Annotated in this window: 8 protein-coding genes; 7 read left to right on the top strand and 1 reads right to left on the bottom strand. The window is 58.1% G+C overall.

From position 1 onward, the window contains the following. Window positions 1–308 precede the first annotated feature (308 nt). The 5 genes from rplU (at window position 309) to D8U18_RS20725 (ending at window position 4,074) form a co-directional block, all read left to right on the top strand. Window positions 309–623, top strand: a complete 315-nt coding sequence (rplU, locus tag D8U18_RS20745) for a 50S ribosomal protein L21 (RefSeq protein WP_003176051.1) — start codon at window positions 309–311, stop codon at window positions 621–623. A 35-nt stretch (window positions 624–658) separates the two neighbouring features. Then, on the top strand, window positions 659–916 hold the full coding sequence (gene rpmA / locus D8U18_RS20740) for a 50S ribosomal protein L27 (protein WP_003281574.1): 258 nt from the start codon (window positions 659–661) through the stop codon (window positions 914–916). A 195-nt stretch (window positions 917–1,111) separates the two neighbouring features. Next, the gene (gene cgtA, locus D8U18_RS20735) at window positions 1,112–2,335 is read left to right on the top strand and encodes an Obg family GTPase CgtA (protein WP_056855669.1); all 1,224 of its coding nucleotides are present in this window, start codon (window positions 1,112–1,114) and stop codon (window positions 2,333–2,335) included. Between the two features lie 146 nt (window positions 2,336–2,481). Continuing rightward, window positions 2,482–3,600: a glutamate 5-kinase gene (proB, locus tag D8U18_RS20730; protein ID WP_131108318.1), complete on the top strand. Its 1,119-nt coding sequence runs from the start codon at window positions 2,482–2,484 to the stop codon at window positions 3,598–3,600. 12 nt (window positions 3,601–3,612) lie between these two features. After that, window positions 3,613–4,074 carry a CreA family protein gene (locus tag D8U18_RS20725; RefSeq protein WP_056855667.1) on the top strand — a complete coding sequence of 154 codons (462 nt, stop codon included), beginning with the start codon at window positions 3,613–3,615 and terminating at the stop codon, window positions 4,072–4,074. Between the two features lie 134 nt (window positions 4,075–4,208). On the opposite strand, the gene rpsT is transcribed toward D8U18_RS20725, so the two are convergent. Next, complete coding sequence (rpsT, locus tag D8U18_RS20720) at window positions 4,209–4,487, bottom strand: 30S ribosomal protein S20 (RefSeq protein WP_020798646.1); 279 nt, start codon at window positions 4,485–4,487, stop codon at window positions 4,209–4,211. Between the two features lie 252 nt (window positions 4,488–4,739). On the opposite strand from rpsT, the gene murJ reads away from it, so the two are divergent. Next, entirely contained in the window at window positions 4,740–6,278 is a 1,539-nt protein-coding gene (murJ, locus tag D8U18_RS20715; protein WP_130907850.1) for a murein biosynthesis integral membrane protein MurJ, read from the top strand. Window positions 6,279–6,419: 141 nt separating this feature from the next. Continuing rightward, window positions 6,420–7,305, top strand: an 886-nt coding sequence (ribF, locus tag D8U18_RS20710; RefSeq protein WP_131108317.1) for a bifunctional riboflavin kinase/FAD synthetase, incomplete at its 3' end; no start/stop codon positions are given.

Below are 7,305 nucleotides of genomic sequence, written 5' to 3'. Positions count from 1 at the left end.
TTCTTGATGATGCCGTCGACGGCGCTAAAATCGTCCGCCACCGCGCGGTAGAAAGCTTGGGGTTGCATCAGCGAGAGTCGCTCCAGAAGGGTTGCGCGGCATGCTAGGACCCCCGTCCAGACCTGTCAAGGCGCGATGGACGGCCACTTGCGCGAGGCAGATTGCTTGCGTACAATCGCGCACCCTGAACTTCCTGGGCAGCACCTGCCTTACGCAATTGCAAGCGGGCCTTCCAGCCCCATGCAGCCATGCCAGCCAATACCTCTTCTTATAAAGAGCTGGGTGAGCAGGATTATCGGAGAAATACCATGTCTTATGCAGTAATCGTTACTGGCGGCAAGCAGTACAAAGTCGCCCCAGGTGAATACCTGAAGATCGAAAAACTGGAAATCGCTACCGGCGAATCCGTTACCTTTGATCGCGTTCTGTTGGTTGCCAACGGTGACGACGTGAATATCGGTGCTCCAGTTGTTGCTGGCGCTACCGTTGTGGCTGAAGTGATCTCCCAAGGTCGTCACGATAAAGTCCGCATCATCAAGTTCCGTCGTCGTAAGCACCACATGAAGCGTATGGGCCACCGCCAGTGGTACACCGAGATCAAAATCACCGGTATTCAGGCTTAATTTCAGCCTAATTCCTCACTAGGAGAATTGAACTCATGGCACACAAAAAAGCTGGTGGTAGTACCCGTAACGGTCGCGACTCAGAAGCCAAACGCCTTGGCGTGAAGATGTATGGCGGCCAGGCTATCAAAGCAGGCAACATCATCGTGCGTCAGCGCGGCACCCAATTCCACGCTGGCTACGGCGTTGGCATGGGTAAGGATCACACCCTCTTCGCTAAAGTCGAAGGCGTGATCAAGTTCGAAGTAAAAGGCGCCTTCGGTCGTCGTTACGTGAGCGTAGTCGCAGCTTAATTGCGCGATCGCTGGAAAAGCCCTGTCTCGCGACGGGGCTTTTTCGTTTGTGGGGTGAGTCTCTTGCAAAGCTGTTTGTATGGGCTGTCGGCGTACGATGTAGGTGTCGTGGTTTGGGGTCGCTGCGCTCATTTTTGCAAGAGTCTTATGTCTTGATTGTTTTTCGGCTCGTCCGTATGGCGAGAGGCGTTTGTTATGAAGTTTGTTGATGAAGTATCGATTCGAGTAAAGGCCGGTGACGGCGGCAATGGCTGCATGAGTTTCCGTCGCGAAAAATTCATCGAAAACGGTGGCCCTAACGGCGGTGATGGCGGTGATGGCGGTTCCATCTACATGATGGCCGACGAGAACCTCAACACCCTGGTCGACTACCGTTACACCCGGCACTTCGATGCCGAGCGTGGCTCCAACGGCGGCAGCACCGACTGCACCGGCAAGAAGGGCGAGGATCTGATCCTGCGTGTACCTGTGGGTACCACGGTGATCGACTCTGCCACTCAAGAAGTGATCGGCGACCTGACCAAGGCCGGCCAGAAGCTGATGGTGGCTCATGGTGGTTGGCACGGCCTGGGCAACACCCGTTTCAAATCCAGTACCAACCGTGCGCCACGCCAGACTACGCCGGGCAAGCCGGGTGAGCAGCGTGACTTGAAGCTGGAAATGAAAGTGCTCGCGGACGTCGGTCTGCTGGGCTTGCCGAACGCTGGTAAAAGTACCTTTATCCGTTCGGTATCGGCCGCCAAGCCGAAAGTGGCCGATTACCCGTTCACAACCCTGGTGCCGAACCTGGGGGTGGTCAGCGTCGATCGCTGGAAAAGCTTCGTGGTCGCGGACATCCCGGGTCTGATCGAAGGCGCTTCCGATGGCGCGGGTCTGGGGATTCGCTTCCTCAAGCACTTGTCGCGTACCCGTCTGTTGCTGCACCTCGTCGACATGGCGCCGCTGGATGAAACCAGCGCTCCGGACGCCGCCGAAGTCATCGTCAACGAGCTGACCAAATTCAGCCCGTCGCTGGCTGAGCGCGATCGCTGGTTGATCCTGAACAAGTGCGACCAGATCCTCGATGAAGAGCACGATGCTCGCGTCAAGGAGATCGTCGATCGTCTGGAGTGGACCGGTCCGGTCTATGTGATCTCGGCCATCGCCAAGCAGAACACCGAGCGTCTGTGCCACGACATCATGCGTTACCTGGAAGATCGCGCCGATCGCCTGGCCAACGACCCGGCCTACAAGGAAGAATTGGCCGATCTCGATCAGCGCATTGAAGATGAGGCGCGTGCCCAGCTGCAGGCGCTGGACGATCAGCGTGCTCTGCGTCGCAGTGGCGTGAAGTCGGTCCATGACATCGGTGACGATGATTGGGATGAAGAAGATGTGGATGACGAAGACGGTCCGGAAATCATTTACGTGCGTGACTGATTCGTTGCGATAAACTTAAGCGCCGCTCAATCGAGCGGCGTTTTAGTATCTGGAATCGTCGATGGTCACTCATAACCACGAATAACCACGAATAACGTCACGGGCAGTGCCAGGTCGCGCTGTCCTCAAAGCAAAGGTTGAAGATGATGCGGAGCAAGGTGACAGGTGCGCAGCGTTGGGTCGTGAAGATCGGCAGCGCTTTGCTGACGGCAGACGGCAAAGGCCTGGATCGCGCGGCAATGGGTGTCTGGGTAGAGCAGATGGTGGCCCTGCATGAGGCGGGCGTCGAGCTGGTGCTGGTGTCCTCCGGGGCGGTGGCGGCCGGTATGAGCCGTCTGGGCTGGACCTCCCGACCCAGTGCAATGCACGAACTCCAGGCCGCTGCGGCAATCGGTCAGATGGGGCTCGTGCAGGCCTGGGAGTCGAGCTTTGCCGAGCATGGTCGGCACACGGCGCAGATTCTCCTGACCCACGACGACTTGTCTGACCGCAAGCGCTACCTCAACGCCCGCAGTACCTTGCGTGCGCTGGTTGAGCTGAAGGTGATCCCTGTCATCAACGAGAACGACACCGTGGTCACCGACGAAATCCGTTTCGGCGACAACGATACCCTGGCGGCGCTGGTGGCCAACCTGGTCGAGGCTGATTTGCTGGTGATCCTGACCGATCGCGACGGCATGTTCGACGCCGATCCGCGCAACAATCCCGATGCACAGCTGATCTACGAAGCGCGCGCCGATGATCCCGCACTTGATGCGGTGGCGGGTGGTACGGGTGGTGCGCTGGGTCGTGGCGGCATGCAGACCAAGCTGCGCGCGGCGCGTCTGGCGGCGCGTTCCGGGGCGCATACCATCATCGTTGGTGGGCGTCTTGAGCTTGTGCTGGATCGCCTCAAGGCTGGCGAGCGCATTGGCACCTTGCTCTCGCCGGAGCGCGGCATGCTGGCGGCGCGCAAGCAATGGCTGGCCGGGCATCTGCAAACCCGTGGCACCCTGGTGCTCGATGCGGGGGCTGTGACGGCGTTGTCTAAGGGCAATAAAAGCTTGTTGCCGGTTGGGGTCAAGCTGGTCCAGGGCAGTTTCCGTCGCGGCGAAATGGTGGTTTGCGTGGCGCCGGACGGTCGTGAGATTGCCCGTGGCCTGGCCAACTACAGCGCGCTGGAAGCACAAAAAATCATCGGTCAGTCGTCTGATGCGATTGTCGGTCTGTTGGGTTACATGGCGGAACCGGAACTGGTTCACCGCGATAACCTGATTCTGGTCTGAAGGAATACCTGAATGCGCGTGGCAAAAGGATTGTTGGGGCTGCTGTTGGCAATGCCATTGTTGGCTTCGGCCGAGGAGATTGGTCAAGTGTCGACGGTGTTCAAATTCGTCGGCCCGAATGACCGGATCGTCGTCGAGGCGTTTGATGATCCCAAGGTCGAAGGTGTGACCTGCTATCTGTCGCGCGCCAAGACGGGCGGCGTGAAGGGTGGTCTTGGCTTGGCTGAAGATCGTGCCGAAGCGTCCATCGCTTGTCGCCAGGTGGGGCCTATCAGTTTCAAGGGTGAGCTCAAGGATGGCGACGAGGTGTTCAAGGAGCGCACGTCGCTGGTGTTCAAAACCATGCAGGTGGTGCGTTTCCTCGACAAGAAGCGCAATACGCTGGTGTATCTGGTGTACAGCGATCGCTTGATCGAAGGCAGTCCGCAGAATGCGGTGACGGCGATCCCGATCTTGCCGTGGGCTCAGCAGTGATTTGAAGATTGTCTTCGCGGTCAGGCCTCGCTCCTGCTGGGTGGGGCTTGCCCGCGAAGGTGTGGATTGATGCGCACCAAATCGCAGGCAATAAAAAACCGACCCTGAGGTCGGTTTTTTAATGAACGAGTCGCTTAGGCAGCAGCGGCAACGTTCAGGGCCTTGACGTGGCCATTCAGGCGGCTCTTATGGCGAGCAGCCTTGTTCTTGTGGATGATGCCTTTATCGGCCATGCGGTCGATAACTGGCACAGCCAGAACGTAAGCAGCTTGAGCTTTTTCAGCGTCTTTTGCGTCGATGGCTTTAACTACATTCTTGATGTAGGTACGAACCATGGAACGCAGGCTGGCGTTGTGGCTGCGACGCTTCTCAGCCTGTTTTGCACGTTTTTTGGCGGAAGGTGAGTTGGCCACCGTCGAGCTCCTCGAAAGACTTTTTAGGAAATAGCAAACAAAATAGGCCGCGAATCATGCCGATGAGTTGAGGTCTTGTCAAGGGCGGTTGAGACGTTCCGCTAAGTGGTAGGTACTACACCTCTGGATATTTCTTTCCAGCGTGCGACCTGTAAACTCGCGAGCTTTGGCTCTGTGCTGTTGCGGCGCGGAGTATCGCATAAGTAGGCGCATTGTTCGCCTGCTGTTTATCGACAGGCACAAACTCTTTCAATGAATCTGCTCAAATCGTTGGCCGCCGTCAGCTCTATCACGATGCTTTCCCGGGTTCTCGGGTTCGTTCGTGACACCCTCATTGCGCGGGCATTCGGCGCGGGAATGGCGACCGACGCCTTTTTCATCGCCTTCAAGCTGCCAAACCTGTTGCGACGGATTTTCGCCGAGGGCGCGTTTTCCCAGGCCTTCGTGCCGATTCTCGCCGAATACAAAAGTCAGCAGGGCGATGAGGCGACGCGAACATTCATTGCTTACGTTTCGGGCCTGCTGACACTGGTGCTGGCGCTGGTCACCGCGTTGGGCATACTGGCCGCGCCATGGGTCATCTGGGTAACAGCACCGGGTTTCACCGATACCCCGGAAAAATTCGAGCTCACCACTGACCTGTTGCGGGTGACCTTTCCTTACATATTGCTGATCTCCCTTTCATCGCTGGCAGGCGCAATCCTCAATACCTGGAACCGTTTTTCGGTGCCGGCGTTCGTGCCGACGCTGCTCAATGTCAGCATGATTGTCTTCGCGCTGTTCCTGACCCCGTATTTCGATCCGCCGGTAATGGCACTGGGTTGGGCGGTGTTGGTGGGTGGTCTTGCGCAGCTGCTCTATCAACTGCCGCATCTGAAAAAAATCGGCATGCTGGTGCTGCCGCGCCTGAATTTGCGCGACACCGGTGTCTGGCGAGTAATGAAGCAGATGCTGCCGGCGATTCTCGGGGTGTCGGTGAGTCAGATCTCGCTGATCATCAACACTATTTTCGCTTCGTTCCTGGTCGCAGGTTCCGTGTCCTGGATGTATTACGCCGATCGTTTGATGGAATTGCCATCCGGTGTGCTGGGTGTGGCGCTGGGGACAATCCTGCTGCCGACCCTGGCCAAGACCTACGCCAGCAAGGATCGCCAGGAATACTCACGCATTCTTGATTGGGGGTTGCGGCTGTGCTTTGTGCTGGTGCTGCCTTGCGCTCTGGCATTGGCGATTCTGGCCGAACCGCTCACGGTTTCGCTGTTCCAGTACGGTCAGTTCGATGCCCATGACGCCGCCATGACCCAGCGTGCGTTGATCGCCTATTCCGTCGGTTTGCTCGGGATCATCGTGATCAAAGTGCTGGCGCCGGGCTTTTATGCGCAACAAAACATCCGCACGCCGGTAAAAATCGCAATTTTCACTCTGGTGGTCACTCAGCTGTTCAACCTGTTGCTGATCGGCCCGCTGGCGCACGCCGGCCTGGCGCTCGCCATCAGCGCCGGGGCCTGTCTGAATGCCGGGCTGCTTTTCTATCAATTGCGCAAGCAGCAGATGTATCAGCCGCAACCGGGCTGGGCAAAGTTCGGCTTCAAGCTGGTGATTGCGGTGGTGGTGATGTCCGGCGTATTGCTGGCCGGGATGCACTTTATGCCGGCCTGGGGCGAAGGGCAGATGCTTGAGCGTTTCCTGCGTCTCGGAGCTTTGGTGGTTGCCGGTGTGGTTGCCTATTTCGGCATGTTAATGTTGATGGGCTTCCGTTTGCGCGACTTCAACCGCAAGGCGTTGGGCTGAGGATAAAACCTCGATATCTGTCATGAAAAAACGGCACGGGCCGGCATTTCTGTCGGCTCGATTACTTTGGGATACGGTGTTGCCTGTCGTCGGCCGCCGGGTGTGGTTATAATCGACCACTTTATGAGCAAGAAGCGCGTTATGCAGCTGGTTCGAGGCCTCCACAATCTGCGCCCCCAGCATCGGGGCTGTGTCGCCACTATTGGCAACTTTGACGGTGTACACCGTGGCCACCAGGCTATCCTGGCGCGGCTGCGTGAGCGTGCGCTCGAGTTGGGCGTGCCCAGCTGCGTGGTGATTTTCGAGCCGCAGCCGCGAGAGTTTTTCGCTCCGGACACCGCACCGGCCCGTCTGGCCCGCCTGCGTGACAAACTGCAGCTGCTGGCTGGCGAAGGCGTCGACCGGGTCTTGTGCCTGGCGTTTAACCATCGCCTGAGCAAACTCAGCGCCAGCGAATTCGTCGATACCATTCTGGTGGACGGCCTCGGTGTACAGCACCTTGAAGTCGGTGACGACTTCCGTTTCGGCTGTGACCGGGTAGGCGATTTCGATTTCCTGCAACAGGCCGGCGTCATGCAGGGCTTCACCGTTGAAGCGGCGCAGACCGTCGAGCTCGATGGCATTCGCGTCAGCAGTACCCAGGTGCGTAACGCACTGGCGGCTGCCGATTTTGCCCTCGCTGAACGTCTGCTCGGGCGCCCGTACCGGATTGCCGGTCGCGTGTTGCATGGCCAGAAACTGGCGCGCCAACTGGGTACGCCCACTGCCAACATTCAACTCAAGCGTCGCCGTGTGCCGCTGACAGGCGTTTACCTGGTCAGCGTCGACCTCGATGGCAAGACCTGGCCGGGTGTCGCCAATATCGGCGTTCGACCTACGGTCCAGGGGGATGGCAAAGCCCATCTCGAAGTTCATCTTTTAGATTTTGCCGGCGATCTGTATGACCGGCGTATGACGGTGGTTTTCCACCAAAAGCTGCGTGAAGAGCAGCGTTTCGCCTCTCTGGAGGCGCTTAAGACGGCGATCA

Source organism: Pseudomonas sp. Sample_10 (assembly GCF_004321495.1).
Classification (GTDB): domain Bacteria; phylum Pseudomonadota; class Gammaproteobacteria; order Pseudomonadales; family Pseudomonadaceae; genus Aquipseudomonas.
Note: the sequence above shows the minus strand (reverse complement) of the source record. Positions and strands in the feature narration are given on the sequence as shown.

Excerpts from the sequence above, each read along its gene's own strand:
- cgtA (WP_056855669.1), top strand. The coding sequence starts at position 1,112 with ATGAAGTTTGTTGATGAAGTATCGATTCGAGTAAAGGCCGGTGACGGC.
- murJ (WP_130907850.1), top strand. The coding sequence starts at position 4,740 with ATGAATCTGCTCAAATCGTTGGCCGCCGTCAGCTCTATCACGATGCTT.
- rplU (WP_003176051.1), top strand. The coding sequence starts at position 309 with ATGTCTTATGCAGTAATCGTTACTGGCGGCAAGCAGTACAAAGTCGCC.
- proB (WP_131108318.1), top strand. The coding sequence starts at position 2,482 with ATGCGGAGCAAGGTGACAGGTGCGCAGCGTTGGGTCGTGAAGATCGGC.
- D8U18_RS20725 (WP_056855667.1), top strand. The coding sequence starts at position 3,613 with ATGCGCGTGGCAAAAGGATTGTTGGGGCTGCTGTTGGCAATGCCATTG.
- rpmA (WP_003281574.1), top strand. The coding sequence starts at position 659 with ATGGCACACAAAAAAGCTGGTGGTAGTACCCGTAACGGTCGCGACTCA.